The 17,711-nt window shown below is 57.5% G+C and carries 15 protein-coding genes; 10 read left to right on the top strand and 5 right to left on the bottom strand.

Translation table 11 applies throughout. From position 1 onward, the window contains the following. Positions 1 to 80 precede the first annotated feature (80 nt). The 5 genes from ABIE63_RS02820 to ABIE63_RS02800 all read left to right on the top strand — a co-directional run bounded on the left by ABIE63_RS02820 (position 81) and on the right by ABIE63_RS02800 (position 6,492). Complete coding sequence (locus ABIE63_RS02820) at positions 81 to 1,205, top strand: putative 2-aminoethylphosphonate ABC transporter ATP-binding protein (RefSeq protein ID WP_354502616.1); 1,125 nt, start codon at positions 81 to 83, stop codon at positions 1,203 to 1,205. Further along, positions 1,202 to 3,229 carry a putative 2-aminoethylphosphonate ABC transporter permease subunit gene (locus ABIE63_RS02815; RefSeq protein WP_354502614.1) on the top strand — a complete coding sequence of 676 codons (2,028 nt, stop codon included), beginning with the start codon at positions 1,202 to 1,204 and terminating at the stop codon, positions 3,227 to 3,229. The genes ABIE63_RS02820 and ABIE63_RS02815 overlap by 4 nt, the downstream gene beginning before the upstream one ends. A 76-nt stretch (positions 3,230 to 3,305) precedes the next feature. Beyond that, the gene (locus ABIE63_RS02810; RefSeq protein ID WP_354502612.1) at positions 3,306 to 4,520 is read left to right on the top strand and encodes a diaminopropionate ammonia-lyase; all 1,215 of its coding nucleotides are present in this window, start codon (positions 3,306 to 3,308) and stop codon (positions 4,518 to 4,520) included. Then, positions 4,513 to 5,706, top strand: a complete 1,194-nt coding sequence (locus tag ABIE63_RS02805) for a Xaa-Pro peptidase family protein (protein ID WP_183415672.1) — start codon at positions 4,513 to 4,515, stop codon at positions 5,704 to 5,706. Before ABIE63_RS02810 ends, ABIE63_RS02805 begins: the two co-directional genes overlap by 8 nt. Before the next feature lie 39 nt (positions 5,707 to 5,745). After that, entirely contained in the window at positions 5,746 to 6,492 is a 747-nt protein-coding gene (locus ABIE63_RS02800) for an Asp/Glu racemase (protein WP_354502609.1), read from the top strand. A gap of 16 nt (positions 6,493 to 6,508) precedes the next feature. Here the strand turns inward: ABIE63_RS02800 and ABIE63_RS02795 are convergent, their stop codons facing one another. After that, complete coding sequence (locus ABIE63_RS02795) at positions 6,509 to 6,877, bottom strand: hypothetical protein (RefSeq protein WP_183415670.1); 369 nt, start codon at positions 6,875 to 6,877, stop codon at positions 6,509 to 6,511. Positions 6,878 to 7,415: 538 nt separating this feature from the next. On the opposite strand from ABIE63_RS02795, the gene ABIE63_RS02790 reads away from it, so the two are divergent. From ABIE63_RS02790 to ABIE63_RS02775, 4 genes are all read left to right on the top strand, one after another. Further along, positions 7,416 to 7,682, top strand: coding sequence for a DUF4212 domain-containing protein (locus ABIE63_RS02790; RefSeq protein ID WP_354502607.1), 267 nt, complete (start codon positions 7,416 to 7,418; stop codon positions 7,680 to 7,682). A 14-nt stretch (positions 7,683 to 7,696) separates the two neighbouring features. Beyond that, a complete protein-coding gene (locus tag ABIE63_RS02785) occupies positions 7,697 to 9,556 on the top strand; it encodes a sodium:solute symporter family protein (protein WP_354502605.1) in 1,860 nt (619 codons plus the stop codon). A gap of 100 nt (positions 9,557 to 9,656) precedes the next feature. Further along, a complete protein-coding gene (locus ABIE63_RS02780) occupies positions 9,657 to 10,013 on the top strand; it encodes a YggT family protein (protein ID WP_183415668.1) in 357 nt (118 codons plus the stop codon). An 18-nt stretch (positions 10,014 to 10,031) separates the two neighbouring features. Then, positions 10,032 to 12,143: a DUF294 nucleotidyltransferase-like domain-containing protein gene (locus ABIE63_RS02775; protein WP_354502603.1), complete on the top strand. Its 2,112-nt coding sequence runs from the start codon at positions 10,032 to 10,034 to the stop codon at positions 12,141 to 12,143. A 17-nt stretch (positions 12,144 to 12,160) separates the two neighbouring features. Here ABIE63_RS02775 and ABIE63_RS02770 read toward each other — a convergent pair whose 3' ends face one another. Then, complete coding sequence (locus ABIE63_RS02770) at positions 12,161 to 12,838, bottom strand: esterase (protein WP_183415666.1); 678 nt, start codon at positions 12,836 to 12,838, stop codon at positions 12,161 to 12,163. A 326-nt stretch (positions 12,839 to 13,164) separates the two neighbouring features. On the opposite strand from ABIE63_RS02770, the gene ettA reads away from it, so the two are divergent. After that, a complete protein-coding gene (gene ettA, locus ABIE63_RS02765) occupies positions 13,165 to 14,838 on the top strand; it encodes an energy-dependent translational throttle protein EttA (protein WP_183415665.1) in 1,674 nt (557 codons plus the stop codon). Positions 14,839 to 14,916: 78 nt separating this feature from the next. On the opposite strand, the gene ABIE63_RS02760 is transcribed toward ettA, so the two are convergent. The 3 genes from ABIE63_RS02760 to ABIE63_RS02750 all read right to left on the bottom strand — a co-directional run bounded on the left by ABIE63_RS02760 (position 14,917) and on the right by ABIE63_RS02750 (position 17,610). Then, positions 14,917 to 15,594 carry an ABC transporter substrate-binding protein gene (locus tag ABIE63_RS02760; protein WP_354502600.1) on the bottom strand — a complete coding sequence of 226 codons (678 nt, stop codon included), beginning with the start codon at positions 15,592 to 15,594 and terminating at the stop codon, positions 14,917 to 14,919. Between the two features lie 53 nt (positions 15,595 to 15,647). Continuing rightward, the gene (locus ABIE63_RS02755; protein ID WP_354502598.1) at positions 15,648 to 16,514 is read right to left on the bottom strand and encodes a VacJ family lipoprotein; all 867 of its coding nucleotides are present in this window, start codon (positions 16,512 to 16,514) and stop codon (positions 15,648 to 15,650) included. Positions 16,515 to 16,677: 163 nt separating this feature from the next. After that, complete coding sequence (locus tag ABIE63_RS02750; RefSeq protein WP_354502596.1) at positions 16,678 to 17,610, bottom strand: hypothetical protein; 933 nt, start codon at positions 17,608 to 17,610, stop codon at positions 16,678 to 16,680. Between the last annotated feature and the right edge of the window lie 101 nt (positions 17,611 to 17,711).

Below are 17,711 nucleotides of genomic sequence, written 5' to 3'. Positions count from 1 at the left end.
AACGTGACAGCCAGGGGGCGCCTGTTCGCAGGCGTCCCCGCCATTCATTTCTTAACGCCGGAACCTCAGGAGCGGAATACATGGCCGTAGCCGAAACCGCAGGTATGGGTAAAGCAAAGCTCTCCACACAAGAACCCTTCCTGCGCATCGAAAATGTCATAAAGCGCTTCGGAGAGTTTGTTGCACTTAAAGAAATCTCGCTGGAGATATACCCTGGCGAATTCGTTTGTTTTCTCGGCCCTTCCGGTTGTGGAAAGACGACCCTTCTGCGGGCGATAGCCGGGCTCGACATTCAAAGCGAAGGGCGCATCTATCAAAATGGCGAGGATATTTCCGCGTTGCCGCCCAGCGAGCGGGATTTCGGCATCGTGTTCCAGTCTTATGCTCTGTTCCCCAACCTGACGGTCTCGAAGAATGTGGCCTATGGGTTGGAGAATCGCCGCATGCCGCGCCAGCAAGTGCAGCGGCGTGTTACCGAACTTTTGGAGTTGGTCGGGCTGCCCGATCAAGGAGACAAATACCCAGCACAGCTCTCCGGCGGCCAGCAACAGCGCGTCGCCTTGGCGCGGGCCCTGGCTCCTTCGCCGAATCTGCTGCTGCTCGACGAGCCGCTTTCGGCACTCGATGCGAAGGTTCGCACGCACCTGCGCCACGAAATCAAGCTATTGCAGCGCGAACTTGGCGTGACCACGGCGATGGTGACACACGATCAGGAAGAAGCTCTGACCATGGCAGACCGCATCGTCGTGATGAACCACGGCGTCATTGAGCAGGTCGGGACGCCTGAGCAGATTTATCGGGAGCCTGAATCCGCTTTTGTAGCCGATTTCATCGGCGCCATGAATTTCCTGACCGGAGAAGTCACCGGCCAAGATAGCATCACGATCGAAGGTCGCCAGTTGCGCTGCGAGACAGGCGAATTAGCGGTTGGTAAGGCCGTAACCTTGGCGCTGCGCCCGGAAGAGGTTGAAGTCCAAACCGACACCGGCGCGCAGGACAACAGCCTTGATCTGAAGATTGTCTACCATGAGTTCCTGGGGCCGGTGGTGCGCCTGCACCTGGGGTGGGAAGTCGGGCAAGCGCCGCTGTTGCGCCTTGAATTGCCTGCAGAACAAACGCGGGCGGATTCCCTGAAGAACGGCGCGCCTTTGACCGTTCGCTTGCCGGCGCGTGGCCTGAGGATATTCGGACGAGGCGAGCGATGACTGCGCCGAACCCAGCAGTAGCCTTGCAGCCTGCGCGCCCGTCGAGCGGTCCGATCAAGGCGAAAGTCAGTCGCGACGACTGGATGATGCGCGGGCTGATAATGGTCATTGGCCTCTATCTTCTGATAACCCTGGCCTTTCCCCTCTATGCGATGATGTCGCGCTCGGTCGAGGTTTACGATTTCCGCTTCGATGCGGTGATGATCGAATTTGAGGAAGATGGTCAGTGGATTGACAAGGGCTCGGCGGCGGACTGGGTGGAACGCCTGAGCCAGCCAATCAATAACGGACTGCTGCCGACCGCACGTACACGCATCGCCGCGTCTGAATTTCTTTTGAAATCGGAGCGCCAGGGCATTGACGCTTTTCGTTTCACCGACACGACCGAAGAGGGAGGGACGCTTCTCTACGACGGCAACCTGACGGAATCCGGACAGACATTGGAAGTCGGGCGCGGCGATCTTTCCCGTGTTTTCTTGCGCCCCATGCCGCAACTCGGCGCGCGGAACTACCAGATCTATTTCCAGACACCGACGTTGCGTCTGTCGATCGTCAACAGCCTTTTCATTGCCAGCCTGACAACCATCATTACGGTGTCGCTGGCATTCTTTTTTGCTTACGCGCTAACGCGAAGCTGCATGCCCTTCAAGGGGCTGTTCCGCGTGATTGCCCTTGTTCCCATTCTGGTTCCTTCGCTGCTTCCCGGCATTGGGCTTGTCTACCTGTTTGGTAATCAGGGGATGATCAAGGAAATGCTGATGGGGGAGTCGATCTACGGCCCCATTGGCATCGTCATAGCATCGGTCTTTTATACCTTTCCGCATGCCTTGATCATCATCCTGGTAGCCTTGTCGATCGCCGATGCCAGGCTCTATGAAGCTGCGATCGCCCTTCGGGCCTCCAAACTGAAGACGTTTTTCACCGTAACTCTGCCCGGTGCGCGCTACGGTTTGGTTTCTGCAGCTTTTGTGGTTTTCAACCTGGTGATCACCGACTTCGGCGTGCCCAAGGTTATCGGTGGCCAGTACAACGTGCTGGCGCTGGACATCTACAAACAGGTTGTCGGCCAGCAGAACTTCGAAATGGGCGCCGTGGTCTCGGTCGTTCTGCTGTTCCCCGCGGTCTTGGCTTTTGCCATTGATCGCTCCATGCAGCGTCGCCAGGTGGCGCTGCTCTCGGCACGCGCCGTTCCCTATTCGCCCAAGAAAAGCAGGCTCTTCGATTTATCCATGTTCGGTTACTGCACGTTGGTCGGACTCTTCATCATGGGTCTTCTGGCGGTCTGTCAGTATGCCGCGTTGGTGAAGTTCTATCCCTATAACCTGGAATTGGGCCTGAAGAATTATCAGTTTGGACGCATGGATGGCGGCGGTTGGGGTTCCTACCTGAACTCAATTCGTCTTGCGCTTTACACCAGTATTTTTGGAACCGCGGTGGTTTTTATCGGTGCTTATGTCGTTGAAAAAGGCCGCGGGTTCCAGTTCGGTCGCTCCAGTTTTCAATTCCTCGCAATGATGCCGATGGCGGTGCCGGGTATGGTTTTGGGACTGGCCTATGTGTTCTTTTTCAATGATCCAGACAATCCGCTAAACGCGCTCTATGGCAGCATGACCATCCTGGTGATCTGTACGATCACCCACTTTTATACCGTGTCGCACCTGACGGCCGTCACCGCGCTCAAACAGATGGATGCCGAGTTCGAGTCCGTTTCGGCTTCATTGAAGCAGCCGTTTTACCGAACGTTTGCGCGTGTGACGGTACCGGTTTGCTTGCCCGCGATTCTCGATATTTCGATCTATCTGTTTGTCAACGCCATGACCACTGTGTCTGCTGTCGTCTTCCTCTATTCGCCCGATACCACGCTGGCATCCATCGCCATGTTGAACATGGATGACGCCGGTGATATCGCACCGGCGGCGGCCATGGGGATGATGATTTTCTACACCAACGCCTGCGTTCGATTGATGCACGCGGGTTTGACGCATGGCTTGATTGGCAAGACGCAAGCTTGGCGGCGCGCCTAGCGTGCCCAAGCCCATGTTTCGTATCGGCGGGTCTTGCTTCCCGACGGTCTCTTTGGCTTGCCGAAAGGAGTGAACGATGACGCTGAGCAGGACAGTTGCGGGGTGCGGCAGGATCACCGACCGTGCGGCGACCTCACCCTCGACGGGCTCCTTTCCGGCGGAATTAGAGGCCGTTCTTTCCTCCACGATGACCGCAGCCGCTCAGCGTGAAATCACGACTTGGCCGGGCTATGAGCCAACACCCTTGCGGTCGCTGAACCACCTGGCGGAAGAGCTGCAGCTGGCCGAGGTGCTCTACAAGGACGAAAGCCCTCGATTTGGATTGGGGAGCTTCAAGGCCTTGGGTGGGTCCTACGCCGTGGTTTGTCTGATGGCCGACTTGCTGGAAGCGCAAAAGGGTGAACGTCCGCCTTTGGCCGCGTTGCGTAGCGGCGCGCTGGCGCGTGCGGTGGAGAATATTACGGTGGTGACGGCCACGGACGGCAACCACGGGCGCTCGGTGGCCTGGGGCGCGCAGATGGTCGGCTGCGCTTGCCGAATTTATATTCATGCCGAAGTTAGCAAAGGGCGGCAGGAAGCCATGGAAGCGCTGGGCGCTGAAGTTGTCCGCATCGATGGCGATTACGATGCCTCTTTGCGGCGTTGCGCGGAGGAAGCGGCGGCTAACGGATGGTATGTGGTCTCCGACACCTCCTACGAAGGTTATATGGACCTGCCCCGCAATGTCATGGCTGGGTACAGCGTCATGGCCGCCGAGGTGCTGGACCAAATCGAGGGTCCACCACCGAGCCATGTTTTCATACAGGCCGGCGTTGGCGGCGTGGCGGCTGCGGTCTGCGCGACCTTCTGGCAGCGCTTGGGGGCCGCCCGCCCGCGCTTTGTGATCGTTGAGCCCGCAACGGCGGCATGCATCCTGGCAAGCGCGCGCGCCGGTCGCCCCGCGACGGTGCCGATCGAAGCGGAGACCATCATGGCCGGGCTTTCTTGCGGCGAAGCTTCGCTGCTGGCCTGGGATATTCTATCCCGCGGCGCTCAAGACTTCCTGGCCATCGAAGAGCAGGGTGTCGAATCGATGATGCGGCTGCTGGCATCGGGTGAAGCCGGAGGCGGTACAATCGAAGCGGGCGAGTCGGCCGTACCAGGATTGGTGGCTCTTGTCGCTGCGTGCCGCGACCGGGATCTCCGCCGTTCTCTCGGACTGGACGACACCTCACGTGTCTTGGTTTTTGGCTGCGAAGGCGCAACCGATCCGGCCATCTATCAGCAGATTCTGGCAGGGAACGATGCCTGACGCCGGGAACGACAAGCAATCGAGCGCACCGCGACGTGGATTTCCAGACCAGGAGTTCGTGAATCGGACCACGCGGGCCCAAGCGCTGATGGAAGCCCAGGGTCTGGATGCCTTGCTGCTGACGACCGAGCCGGAAGTCCGTTACTTTTCCGGCTTCCTGACACAGTTCTGGCAAAGCCCGACGCGACCTTGGTTCCTGATCCTCCCCAAGCAAGGAAAGCCGGTCGCCGTCATTCCCGCCATCGGTAAGGAATGCATGGCGCGTACCTGGGTCGAGGATATCCGCACCTGGTCTTCGCCTGCTCCCGACGACGAAGGCGTATCGTTGCTTGCCGCGACCTTGTTGGAGCTTGTTGGACCAAACGGCGCGGTAGGTTTGCCCGAAGGGCCAGAGACGCACCTGCGGATGCCGCTTGGCGATTACCGGATTTTGCTGGAGTGGCTGCCGGGGATCGCCATCCAGGATGCCTCAGCGATATTGCGAAGCCTTCGTCAGGTTAAATCAGAAGCCGAAATCGAGAAAATCGCCTACATCTGTGACTTGGTTTCAGGAGTCTTCGAAGACCTGCCCGGCTTGCTGCACCAGGGTATGAGCGAAATCGAGATATTTCGCCGATTCAAGATCGAATGCCTGAAGCGCGGCGCCGATGACGTTGCCTACCTCGTGGGAGGTGCCGGTCCCGGCGGATATGGCGATATTATATCCCCACCATCGAACCGGCCCGTCGCCGCCGGTGACATTTTGATCTTGGATACAGGCTCGATTTTCGACGGTTACTTCTGCGACTTCGATCGCAACTATGCGTTTGGTCATGCGTCCGATGCCGTGAAGCGAGCCTACGCCGCGGTTTACGAGGCAACGGAAGCGGGGCTGGCAGCAGCGAAGCCGGGCGCAAGTTGCTCTGAAGTTTTTGCCGCTATGCAGGACGTGATGGACCGGGCAGGGGCAATGGGTAATGACGTGGGGCGCCTTGGGCATGGCCTGGGAATGCAGTTGACCGAATGGCCATCGAACCGACCAGGTGACGAGACACGATTGGAACCCGGCATGATATTGACTCTGGAACCAGGTATGACCTTCGAGCCGGGGCATGTGATGGTACATGAGGAAAACATCGTGATTCGCCCGGACGGCGCGCATCTCCTGACGCGGCGCGCCGCGGCCGAGATTCCGATTATTCGATAGTTCCAGCATGAGGCGGGCCGGTCAGAGAGGGGATCGATAATGCAGTTACCTTACCGACTGAATGAAGGCAGCGATGCGCGCCGGAAACTCGGGCTGATCGTGCTAAAGACCGATGAAACCATTGAGCGGGATTTCCGTGCGCTTAGGTTGCCCGACGATCTTTGGCTTTATCACAGCCGGATTCCCAGCGCTCTGGAAGTCACGGTAGAGACATTGAGTGAAATGGAGCAGGCGCTGCCGACGGCTGCGGGGCTTTTTCCAACTGCCTCAACGTTCGATGTCATTGGCTATGCCTGCACCTCTGGCGCCACGGTCTTGGGCGAGTCACGCGTAGAGGCCATGGTGCAACAGGCACATCCGGAGGCCCGGGTTACCAATCCCATGACCGCCCTCAAGGCAGCATGCCGGGCCTTGGGGATAACGCGCCTGGGAATGGTCAGTCCCTATGTGGAGAAGGTTTCCGATGCCTTACGGCAGCGGTTGGAACAAGCCAATGTCCAAGTCACTTCGTTTGGCGAGTTCGGTGAAAAGGAAGAGTGGAAGGTCGCCCGCATCGACCGCCATTCGATCATTCGGGCGATGGTAGAGGTCGGAAGCAGTGACACATGTGATGCGGTTTTTGCTTCCTGCACCAATCTACGCGCCTTCGAAGCCATCGAGGAGGTCGAGTCGCTGATCGACAAACCCGCGCTTTGCAGCAATCAGGTGCTGGCTTGGCACATGCTGCGCGTGACCGGCGTCGCTGATCCCATCGCGGGGGCGGGTCGTCTTTTTAGTTTGGCTTAGCGGTGCCAAGGGACCGTCAGAGGGCAAAACGGATTGCTGCGCTTATGCCCCAAAGGATCATCCCGATGATGCCGGCACGCAGGGCGTATTTGTAGTAAACGCGCTGCAGTATCAAGCCCAGAACCGCCTGTACGCGCTCTCGCGGTACGCCACCGAAATCTCCACCCAACATGATCCAGGCATGGGTTGATCGACTGTCGCGTCGCGGGGCCGTTAAACCGCGGAGAACCAGGATTGCAGCCAACAAGATGGATAAATTAGCGCCGATCAGAAAGGCCAATGCGGCATCGTAGCTAAGGCCCATCATTAATATGGTAATGCCAAAGCCGATAAATGCCAGGGCTCGCAGCACGGAAAGCTCCGCCGTTCGCTCGATCCGCTCCATAACGCTAGCTCAAAAAGTGGATCTTCACCGTAAAGCATGCCTTAAAAGGCCAACATTTGTGAACCTCCATTCACCCAAATGACTGAAACAGGAAGTTCAAAAAATGATGAGCGCTCACCCAAAAGGCCCTGCACCGGCGCGCCCGTCAGATGTGCTTAAAGCTGTATTGTGAAGGAGGTCTGCTATAATATATAATCATATTCGGATAGGCGAAGGAGTTGTTCTATCCGATATGCCCCGGGTAATTGATGCGTTTGCAGCGGTTATCCGGGTTCATCTGCAGGGGGAATAGGTCGGGGAATGACTTGTATTTTTCCCTCTAGTTGCAATGCTCTGAAATAAGAGCGCCCGATTTGGCCGAGGGTTCTCGGTTGGTAGCCGTCTACAAATAAATAATAAAGAGTCGGGTACAGTAAAACGGTGAACTGTTTAGCGGGAGGCACGCGCAACTTAGTTCCGAACCTACCAAAATGTTTGTGTATTCCTGCTTTGCATTCGACGAAGTCCTAACACCGCGATTTGAACGGGAGGAAACTCGGTGAATACGGATACAACACAACGTCGCGAAGAACACTGGAAGCGAACCAAGTCGCTGATGATCAAGCACTTGATCGTATGGTTTTTCTTCGCTTATTTGGTGCATTTGTTCGCGTCCAGCCTCAACAGCATTAACTTCTTCGGCTGGCCGCTTGGCTTTTACATGGCTGCCCAGGGTTCCCTGATCGCTTTCGTTGTCCAGCTCTTCTTGTTTGCGAAGCAGCAGGACAGGATTGATCAGGACTGTGGCGTCGCTGAAGAAAGCTGAGGGGGGACACGATCATGTCAAACGCAAACGATCCATTCGGTGGCCTCTTCAGGATGAAGGGGAACTTCATCGACAATCTGCCCAAGATCTACGGATTCTACACGGGTGGTTTTCTACTATTCTTCGCTCTAATGGCGGTTCTTGAAACGATGGGAGTGAGTGCTGATGTCATCGGCATCCTGTTCCTGTCCTTCACGATTTTCATCTACGCCCTCATCGGGTGGCTTTCCCGCACCATGCAGGTCGACGCCTACTATGTTGCCGGGCGGCAAGTGCCTGCGGTGTTCAACGGCATGGCAACAGCGGCAGACTGGATGTCTGGTGCATCGTTCGTGGCGATGGCCGGCGGTATCTACTTCGGCGGTCACGGTTACCTTGCCTTCGTGGTTGGCTGGACCGGCGGTTACGTGCTGGTGTCGGTCTTGATGGCACCCTATCTGCGCAAGTTCGGTTGTTATACGGTGCCGGACTTCATCGGTACGCGCTACGGCGGAAACCTGACACGTTTCCTCGCTGTTCTGGTTTTGGTGATCGCTTCCTTCACCTACGTGACGGCGCAGATCAACGCGACGGGTACCATTGCATCGCGTGCCTTGCAGATCCCGTTTGAAGTCGGTGTCTGGTTTGGACTTATCTCCATTCTGCTGTGCTCCATGCTTGGCGGAATGCGGGCCGTTACCTGGACGCAGGTCGCTCAGTATATCGTGCTGATCATTGCCTACCTGTTGCCGGTGTTCTGGATGTCCAACAAGCAGGGCTTCGGCGTCATTCCTCAGTTCGTCTACGGCGATGCCGTCGCACGAATTCAGGAACTCGAGGGTATGTTGCAGGTCGGTATGGCGCCCGTCGAGGGAGCTGCTTCGACCTTCCCGGGTTTGAAAGCCCTGACAACCCTTCACGCGGACACCGGTGGTGGTCTTGCCGCGTGGAAGTTCGTGACTCTTGCAGCGGCTATGATGCTCGGTACGGCATCGCTGCCGCACATTCTGATGCGCTACTTCACCACGCCGTCCGTCAAGGCGGCGCGTAACTCGGTGACGTGGTCATTGGTTTTCATCTTCCTGCTCTACTTCACGGCCCCTGCGCTTGCGACTTTCACCAAGCTGCAGATCATGGATCCCAATCTCGCGACGAGCATCATTGGTAAAGCCATTGCCGATGTGAACGCTATCGAGTGGATTCAACGGTGGAGCGAGGTCGGTATGCTTGCTGTCGCCGATGGTAACGGCGACGGAATCTTGCAGATCAACGAACTGTTCATCCGCGGCGACATCGTCGTGTTGGCCACACCGGAAATCGCCGGTTTGCCTTATGTGATCTCTGGCCTCGTGGCCGCGGGTGGCATGGCAGCTGCGATGTCCACGGCCGACGGACTGTTGCTCGCCATCGCCAACGCCTTGTCGCATGATCTTTACTACAAGATCATCGATCCCAAGGCTGAGACGAGGAAGCGTCTGGTCGTTGCACGCGTCCTGCTGATCGTCATCGGGGCCGCCGGCGCCGCTGTCGCCAGTCTGAAGCTCACGGGTATTCTCGGGGCGGTGGCCTGGGCCTTCTGCTTTGCCATGTCGGGTCTGTTCTTCCCGCTTGTGCTTGGCGTTTGGTGGAAGCGGGCCAACCGACCAGGTGCAATTGCCGGTATGGCGGTCGGACTGGGTGTTGGTTCCTGGTACCTCTACATGGTGAAGTTCGCCGGTATGGCGCCATGGATTGGGCTTGATGATTTGCGCTTCGGCATCGTCGGTGCCGCGGCAAGCCTGATCGCCATGGTGGTGGTCACCTTGATGACCAAGGAACCGGATGCTGAGACTCAAGCAATGGTGGATGAAGTCCGCGTTCCAAGCGGCGATACCATTCTCGGTTCACAGCACTAGTCGCTATGTTGCATTTGAAGCCGGGGCGAGAGTTTCTCGTCCCGGCTTTTTTTCTTCTTTTCTGATCTTTATCACGGCAGCATAGCGCCGGAGGATTTCTATGCTTAGTGCGATTCCCTTATGGGCAATTATAATCGATTACCTTCTCGGCATGATCATGTGGACCTTGATCGGGCGATTTGGGATGGGGCTGTTTCTGCCGGAGAAAAGCCAATTCTTCTTTATGCAGTTTTTCGTGAAGGTTACCGACCCGATCCTTCGCGTTTTCAAGCCAGTGACACCAGGTTTTTTGATTCCACCAATGGTACCGCTGTTTGTGGCTTGGTTCTTTTTTATGACGCGATTTTATCTTATGCCGTGGCTGCTCGGATACTCGGTCATGGGAATGCTTTCCTTTCCGCTGGAAAGCGAGATTGGCCAGGGTGTTGCTTATCTGATCGGTAAGATCGTCAATTAACCTGAGGAGAGCTTGGGCATGCCAGGCAAATTGCCACCTGCTGGTCACACGCCGCTGGTGGCTTTGCCTGTTCTGGTGCTGGACCTGGAGACCACCGGACTCAACGTGAAGGAGGACAGGCTCGTTCAGATCGCCGGTATTGCCATGGCAGGCGCCCGCGTGCTCCCGGAACCACAATTGAACCAACTGGTAAATCCCGGGGTGTCCATCCCACCGGCAGCCACGCGCGTTCACGGCATAGATGACCAACAGGTTGCCGATGCGTCCCGGTTTTCCGATCTGTACGGGTCCATCGCCGATCTGATTTCCGATCGGGTCGTGGTCGGCCACCATATCGCTTTTGATTTGGCGATACTCAAGCATGAGGCTGCGCGAATAGGGGTGGCTTGGCGTGATCCGCAGCAATTGGATGTCGGTCAATTGCTGGGCGCCTTACAACCAGCGCTGCCTGATCTTGCCTTGGAAACAGTGGCGGCGTTTCTGGATGTAACGATCACCAGGCGGCACGACGCAATGGGCGATTGCGAGGCGACAGCGCAAGCATGGTCGCGTCTTTTGGACCTGCTTCGGGAGCGTGATATCAGGACGCTTGCGGAGGCGCAGGCCTTTGCGGCCGGGCGCGACGATATCCAGCGCCGGGAGGTACAAGCAGGCTGGCACACGGCACCCGGAAATCACATGGATCCGGGCGAAACGAGCGGTGAGTTCCGGATCGATAGCCATGCCTTCCAGGCACGGTTGGCCGATCATATGCGGCGTCCGCCGATCATGGTTCCCGGTGCTACGCCCCTCCGCAAGGCGGTGCAGCGGATGGTCGAGTGCAAGGTGGGGGCTTTGCTGATCGGCGAACCTGCTTCGCCGCCAATCGGAATCTTTACCGAACGTGATCTGCTGCGCCTGTTGGCGGAAGGTACGGTCGATATCGATGATGCGCCGGTATCATCTGTGATGTCTGCACCGGTGGAAACCCTGGGTGCCGAAGATATGCTTTACCGGGCGCTTGGCCGAATGGACCGGCTAGGGATCCGGCACATTTGCGTGGCGGGAAACGACGGTTCGGCGCTCGGCATGATTTCCCAGCGGGACCTGCTGGATCATCGTGCGCGCGGCGCTGTGATGCTTGATGACGCTCTGGTGACGGCGAAAGACCTGCAAGGCTTGGCTGCAGCCTTCGCGCGGGTTCCGGAGGTGGCGGGCGGACTGTTAACGGAAGACCTTGACGGGCTGGAGATCGCGCGCTTCGTGTCGCAGGAATTGCAGTCCTTGACCGCGCGGGCGGCCGAGCTAGCGGCACAGGCAGTGGAAGCGCAGGGATTGGGACCGGCGCCGGCGCCTTGGTGCGTCATTGTGCTGGGGTCGGGAGGTCGCGGAGAGAGCCTTCTGGGCGCCGATCAGGACAATGCCCTGATCCACGAGGGTGGTGAGGCGGACGATCCCTGGTTTGCAGCCCTGGGGGAGCGCATGGCCGATCTTCTGGATGCCGCAGGAGTGCCGCGCTGTAAAGGCGGTATCATGGTCAAGAATGCGCTATGGCGCGGCAATGTCGCCGACTGGCGTGGCCGCGTCGACGGCTGGCTGCGCAAGGCAAGCCCCGAGGATCTATTGAATGTCGATATTTTCTTCGATCTCGCCCCGGTCGTGGGGCCCGCCGAAATTGCGCGCGCAATCAAGAACGACGCTATCCAACAGGCATCGGAGTCCATCGGGTTTTTGACCTATCTGGCAGACTCCGTTTCCGCCGTTGCGCCGCGTTTTAGCCTTTTCAATCGCTTGCCGTTGGAGGAGGGAAGGGTAGACCTGAAACGCGATGGGCTGTTGCCTCTCGTTAGTTTGGCCAGAACGCTGGGACTGAGGGCCGCATCAAAGTCCCGGGCAACGCCTGAACGCCTGCGTGACGCAGTGGTCTTCGGCAATCTTGCCGAAGCGGATGCGGAGATTCTGCTCACCCTGCAAAGCCAACTTATGACAGCAATACTGCGCCAGCAGCTCTCGGACCTCGCAGAAGGGATTCGTCCTTCCAGTCGCGTTGCCCTGAAAGATATGCGTCGATCGGACAAGAAGGACCTTTTGTCTGGTCTGGGGCATCTGAGGGAAATCGTCGATGATCTGCGTAACGCGGTGTCCCGATAGAACGAAGCGTACAGGCTTCAAATTGTAGGCGGCAATCTCTGGACTAGGGATTCGGCATCCAAGAGATCACGATACTCGCGGCGGATCTCCTGCCATCGATAGCGCACGGAATTGCGGACGATGGATGCATCCAATTGCTTTAGCTCATCGATGATAGGGGTCCAGGTAACAAGGGAGTCCGGACTTCGCGAAAAAGCATCTTCGCCGTCTTCTATGGTGCTCCAAGTGCAATGCCGAATGCGCGTCAGAACACCTTCGGCGTGTTCCGGGAAGGCCATCCCGGCTTCGTGGGGCCACCCGGCATCGGCAATAATGGATTCAACCAGAGACTCCATGAACAGCGCGAGGCGATCCTCTTCAATGTCGCTGCGCTGAATGACCAATGCTCCGGTGTAGATTGACAGATCGCTCAGACAATCCAGCCAGATCTGCCACTTGGCGATGTTGATGGACACAACGAAATTGTCATCGTCGAAGAGGTCAGGATAGCGTGACCCGGCACGGGTCCGCAGATAACCGTACAGTGAGGTTTGCGCGACCAAGCTGGCGCGTGTTTCCAGAAACGTGCGTAAGCTTTCCGGGTCGTTGAGCGGTTCGCGTTTCCTACTGCCCGACAACCCCACATATTGACGAAGCGTTCCCAGGAACGCTGATATCCGCTGCCCGATACCTTCGGAATTCGGTTGGCCGCCCATCACGCCGGAGTCTCCCCGTCAGTGCTAAACCCGGTTTTGGCTGACTGCATCGATTGATGGCTCCCAAACGGTGTTTCGGCAGAACGAAATGGCTCGATCAATCACTGTCATACAAACCTATAGTTCCTCGCTTATGTCCGGACCGCAAGTGCGGCGTGGTGCTTGGCGATACCTTCCGGCGGCAAGCGTGAGGGGAGCGCTGCGATCACATTGCACGGCTGCCTGGGATAGGGTAAAACCCGCGCCGACTCCTTCATCACGCGGTGCGATATAAGAAGCGACCCGATAGCAATCGGGCGCGTCCTGCCAAAACCCAAGGGATACCCATGGCTTCCTATCAATACATCTACCACATGGACGGCGTGTCCAAGACTTTCCCTGGCGGTCGTCAGATCCTCAAGGATATCAGGCTGTTTTTCCTACCCGGCGCGAAGATCGGCGTTCTCGGTCTGAACGGCTCGGGTAAGTCGACCCTGATGAAGATCATGGCGGGCCTGGACACCGATATCAGCGGCGAAGCCAAGGCGGCCAACGGTGTGCGCGTCGGTTATCTGGAACAGGAGCCGACGCTGAACCCGGAGAAGGACGTCCAGGGTAACATCCTGGAGGGCGTCAAGGAGATCAAACAGTTGATGGACCGGTTCGAGGAGGTGAGCGCAAAGTTTGCCGAGCCGGACGCCGACTTCGACGCTTTGATTGCCGAGCAGGCCGAACTGCAGGAAAAGATCGACGCCGCAGACGGTTGGGACTTGGACCGTAAGGTCGATATCGCCATGGATGCCTTGCGCTGCCCACCGGGCGATGCAGATGTTGCCAAACTTTCAGGTGGTGAGCGTCGCCGTGTTGCGCTGTGCCGCTTGCTGTTGAGCGAGCCGGACATGCTGCTGCTCGACGAACCGACCAACCATCTGGATGCGGAATCCGTGGCTTGGCTGGAGCGCTTCCTGGAGAACTACGCCGGTACCGTCGTGGCCGTCACCCACGATCGCTACTTCCTGGACAATGTTGCCGGCTGGATTCTGGAACTGGACCGCGGCCGCGGCATCCCTTTCGAAGGGAACTATTCCGCTTGGCTGGAGAACAAGCAGAAGCGCTTGGCTCAGGAGGAGAAGGAAGAAAGTTCCCGGCAGACGGCTCTTAAGCATGAACTGGAATGGGTCCGGCAAACGCCGCGTGCTCGCCAAGCCAAATCAAAGGCGCGCTTGCAGGCCTATGAACAACTACTCAACCAGCAGCGCGACAAAGCGCCGGACCCTGGCCGCATCGTCATTCCAGTCGGCCCGCGTTTGGGTGATTTGGTGATTGCGGCCGAGGGTTTGCGGAAAGGCTTTGGTGATCGCCTGTTGATCGAGGACCTGGATTTCAAAGTGCCGCCGGGTGCAATTGTCGGAATTATCGGCCCTAACGGCGCGGGTAAGACCACATTGTTCCGTATGATTGTCGGTCAGGACAAACCTGATGGCGGCAGTCTGCGTGTCGGCGACACGGTTCAGTTGGGCTATGTCGATCAATCCCGCGATGCCCTTTCGCCTGGCAAGACGGTGTGGGAAGAGATTTCCGGCGGCACCGATGTCATTGAGGTCGGCAAGCACACTGTTCCTTCGCGGGCCTATGTCGGTGCGTTTAATTTCAAGGGGCCTGATCAGCAGAAAAAGGTTGGGGCATTGTCCGGCGGTGAGCGCAATCGTGTCCACCTCGCCAAGATGCTCAAATCGGGCGCCAACGTTCTTATGCTTGACGAGCCCACCAACGATCTTGATGTCGACACCTTGCGTTCATTGGAAGAAGCCGTGTTGGAGTTTGCTGGTTGCGTGCTGGTCACGAGCCACGATCGTTGGTTCCTCGACCGAGTCGCGACTCATATCCTGGCATTTGAAGGCGATAGCCGGGTGGTTTGGTTCGAAGGTAATTATGAAGACTACGAAGCCGACCGTAAGCGCCGACTAGGCGCCGAGGCCGACCAGCCGCACCGCATCAAGTACAAGCCATTGAAACGCTGAACGGGATTCGGATCGGCAATAGAGGCGGGGAGCCTTTCGGTTTCCCGCCTATCCGCCTAACGACACTTCCCGAGAAAATTACTGAGCGTTGGTGATAGCCGGATCGCCGACGTCACCGGCGGCAACGCGGCGACGCAGTTCCTTCGCCAGCGCGGCCATGTCGCCGTTGTGACGCTGCAAGAGCGAGGTGTACTCAGAGCGAAGCGTGATCGCCATGCTGAGGTTCTCGACCCGAACATCGACGATTTGGTAGACGCTGTCGGTTTCCAGAATGCGCCAAGCGATGCTGACCGGTTCACCAACCGGGCGCACCAGCGTTGAGAAGACATCGATCACCCGAGGGCTGTCCTTGTCGTTCACTACGCGATTGACTTCCAGTTCCATGCCTTCCTCAAAGTGATCGAAGATAGGCAGGAAACGCAGGGTTATGACATCCTGGAACACATCCAGAAAATCCTGTTGAGCCGCAGCATCTGCGCGCCGCCAATATTTGGCGGTGACAAAGCTGCCAATGGCAGGGATGTCGAAACCTTCGGCCAGTAACTGGCGGAAGCGCTGTTTACGCTGTTCGTGCGGAACGGATTTGTCGGTCAGTTCCTTGACCGCGGAATCACGCAGTTGCCCGATAAAGGCTTCCGGCGTTCCAGATGCTCGCAATTCGACAGGTACCAAAAGCATGAATGCAGCTAGCGCGAAACCAGCCAAGACGGAAACGACAGTCCGGCGCCCGGTCATGATATCGTTCAGTTTATCCATGGCAGCAAAACCCGTTCGCGAAATCGGCTCCAGATTTGTGATGTAGTAACAAGTCACTGGGAATCTAGGCCTGGTGTTGGGAACGAGCCCTGGTCGGCCTCGCCGTTGACGATCTCACTTCGGCGCTTTTGTGTGTATAGCGAGCGGAGGCGAGCGTAGTAGTCAACCGAGTCTTCCCGCAATTCGTCCAGCGCCTCCACGTTTCGCGCTCGCGCGTCCAGGCCGCCTGAAGCGCCTATATATCCAGCAGTAATACTGGACGTAGCCCAAGTGATCGGGTCAATCAGGATGTCCACGACCATGCCGACGGTATCACGCGTATTGGACGGCCCAATGATTGGCAGGACTAAGTAAGGCCCTTCCACAACACCGCCAACCCCCATCGTCTGGCCGAAATCCTCATTGCGGAACGGATAGCCCTCCAGTGCCGCAACGTCCACAAGACCGCCGGTTGAGGCGGTGTTGATGAAGAAGCGCTGTGTGGTCACCAATGCCTGATCCCAGTCACCCTGCAAGATGTTATTCACGAGCTGTACAGGGGTTGTCAGATTTCGAATGAAATCGCGCACGACATCCCTGGCGCCCGGCGCCAGCACATAGCGGTAGCCGTCTGCAACAGGGCGTATCAGGAAATCGTCAAGGAACAGGTTGATATCAAAGATGACGCGGTTCACATCCTCGAAGGGATCTTCCACGGCACCGGGCTGTTGCGCTTCCTGTTCTTCCGCCGGTGTGCCTGCACAGGCAGACACAAAGAGCATCATGGCAACAGCCATTGCCCGGGTCAGGCCCGTCAGCGTTCGATCAAAGGCTCCGACAGTCATGGCGGCCTTTCCATTCTCAAAATCGGTTCGCACGGAACCCGTGCTTATTTCACCATGCACGTTGTTCTGCGCATCTTCACGTCTTACTCGATCCATACTAGATTGCCCCCCGGCGCGTCGCTAGCCGTCATACCCTAGATTAATACCCCATAGTTCTTTCGAAAAGTATAACCCAGGTTTATCTGCAAGCGTCATCTCTTTGAAAAAAACAGCAAAAAATATCCTGTGTTATTAATGCAACAGTGATTAAAACCTAGCATCACGTTCTGGCAATCCGCTGGTACAGGCGTTTTTGCAGTGCCGGCAGAGTGTACATCGGTATCTGAGCGACGGCAAAAAAGAGCGCGACTCCAGGATCGGCGCCCGCGGGTAGCGCCGCCAGCAGCAAGCCCATGTTGCGGTTACCCATCATCAGACCGACGGTCAATCCACGGTTGCGACCCAGGAAACGCGTTCCTGCGTAGCCTAGGACCTGTAACAGAGGATTGGCGGCAAGACCGGCCAGGGTCCAAAGCGCGACACGTTGGGGATCGACCATCGCCGTGTCTGTCACGCCTTCCATGATGGCGACGGCAAATCCGACCATGCAAAGGACCACTAGACCGTCCAGCAGTTCATGATTCTGTGCCAGAACAACGCTGCCCAGCTTGCGCCGCACCGCAACGGCAAGAAGCAGGGACACACCGACCAGTATTCCAAGGCGCCCCATGAAGGAAAGGAGGCTGATGTCGAGGTCGAGGCCAAGCAGTATGAGTGCGACCGGCGGCACCGTTATCGGCGTCAGCAAGGTGCAGCAAAGACAGACAACCAAGGTCACGGCGCCATCAAGACGCAACAAGAATGCGATTGCCGTCGCGCCTAGAATCGGCGGTCCGGCAGCCATCAGCACGATGCCCGTGCGCAGCCCTTCGGGAATTGGCAGGGGCAATAACAGAACCCAGGTTAAGACGGGGGCTGCAATCATCAAACCCACGACCAAACCACTTATCAAGAATGGCCGCCGCAGCACTTGGCCCAGCGCGCTCCAATCCACACGCAACAAAGAGATGAAGAGCAACAGAAAAACGAAAGCGGGCAGCGTCGGTCTTAAAAAGCTGGCTGCCGATGGCAAAAGCAAACCCAGGAAAATCGAACCGAACAGCACTGTCGTACCATGCCGTCCCAAGGCCGCCATCCATCTTACTGCCGCCATGTTGGTTGCCTCTTCCTTGCCCGCGGCTCACGCTCGCCCGTTGACCCTTCCAGCCTTTGCTTTATCGTCGTCGAGACATTGGAGCAAGGCGCATTACGGAG

This window comes from Limibacillus sp. MBR-115 (assembly GCF_040549425.1).
GTDB lineage: Bacteria > Pseudomonadota > Alphaproteobacteria > Kiloniellales > CECT-8803 > Limibacillus > Limibacillus halophilus.
Note: the sequence above shows the minus strand (reverse complement) of the source record. Positions and strands in the feature narration are given on the sequence as shown.